The organism is Glaciecola sp. MF2-115, from assembly GCF_047250385.1.
In the GTDB taxonomy this organism is placed as follows: domain Bacteria; phylum Pseudomonadota; class Gammaproteobacteria; order Enterobacterales; family Alteromonadaceae; genus Glaciecola.
The window spans coordinates 1-1,322 of the sequence record NZ_JBLBVM010000008.1; the positions used below are offsets into that span (position 1 = coordinate 1).

Sequence of the window (1,322 nt, forward strand, 5' to 3'; positions counted from 1 at the left end):
CTTTGATGTTGTTATTTGATACGTTGTTTGAAGTTAAACATTACCCAACTTTGACTGAAACAACAACTGAATTATCCTGGCGAAGACCATACAGCAAATGCGCGCGCACCCGAAAATATCTTATTAAAAGCAGATGAGAGTAACTCTTGAAAGAACGAGCATTAACTGAACTTTCGCGACGAGAACTTATGTATGTTAGCGAAAACGAGACAGCTGCTGCTCGCGAACATGGAAGCCACTGTCTTATTGTTGAAGGGTCCACAATTACAAACGTCGAGCCTGTGAATATGCTGAAAAGGCAATAACTAAACATCGGCAGCGCGCGAACCACGGATAAGAAAAACTAACGAAGAACCGCTTTTGGGCTTACTCCGCTTTTTAGTTTCTTGTGTTAACCATAACACCCCGCATAGAGGGCAAGTTTACGGGTGCAGCTTTTGAGCGGAGCGAAATGCGCCCGTAAAGTTGTCCCAGCGACCGAAGGGAGTGAACTGATGCGTTTGTTATGTTGCTTGAATTTATTGTGGTTTTGATACAACAATCCATGTCTCCCTGCGTTAACCATTTAGGTAAAAATATACTCGTTTGAATCCCAAACAACAACTGATGTTAATCAGCGTAGACTAAACAGCGAATGCTCGCGAACCCGAAAATAACTCATTAAAAACTGATGAGAGGGACTCTTGAACGAACGAGCTTCCGCCGTTGTCGTTTGTTATGTGTTTCGCTGTTCATGATAAGAGAATCTCCCAAAAACAACCTTAAAAATGGAGCCCGACCGCGCATGTAAAGTATGCACGAAGCTATCTGAATTGATTGCTACACGATGATCTAATATGTCTCCGTGAAATGTGTCATTTGGATTCATATCATTTTTGATGCCAGTAAAAGAATAAGACTTAACGTCTAAGTAACTAAGTATCAAGCTACGGTCATGTTGCTGACCAAGCAATTTAATACAAATTTTCAACGATGCATTAAAAGGACGGTTTGTATCTCTCACCTCCTCGATAGCGATAGATACAACCCAAGCGTCATGCAAAGATTGGGCTCCATTTAACTCATAATGCATCGGATTGGACGCGAAGTTATAGAGCTCAGTTGGCATCACTTCTCTGCTATCTTTCATATGCTTAATATAGCTATCAAAATCCAGTTTCATCTAGCGAAGTATCCGACACACATAACACCCCGCATAGAGGGCAAGTTTATGGGCGCAGCTCTTGAGCGAAGCGAAATGCGCCCGTAAAGTTGTCCCAGCGACCGAAGGGAGTGAGCTGATGCGATTGTTATAACTGGTTGGATTGCTGCGATATTGAATT

General features: G+C 42.4%; 1 protein-coding gene. It reads right to left on the reverse strand.

Annotation, left to right across the window (positions count from 1 at the left end; genetic code table 11):
• Positions 1-715: 715 nt before the first annotated feature.
• Positions 716-1,162 carry a hypothetical protein gene (locus ACKLNX_RS00050; protein WP_412970763.1) on the reverse strand — a complete coding sequence of 149 codons (447 nt, stop codon included), beginning with the start codon at positions 1,160-1,162 and terminating at the stop codon, positions 716-718.
• Between the last annotated feature and the right edge of the window lie 160 nt (positions 1,163-1,322).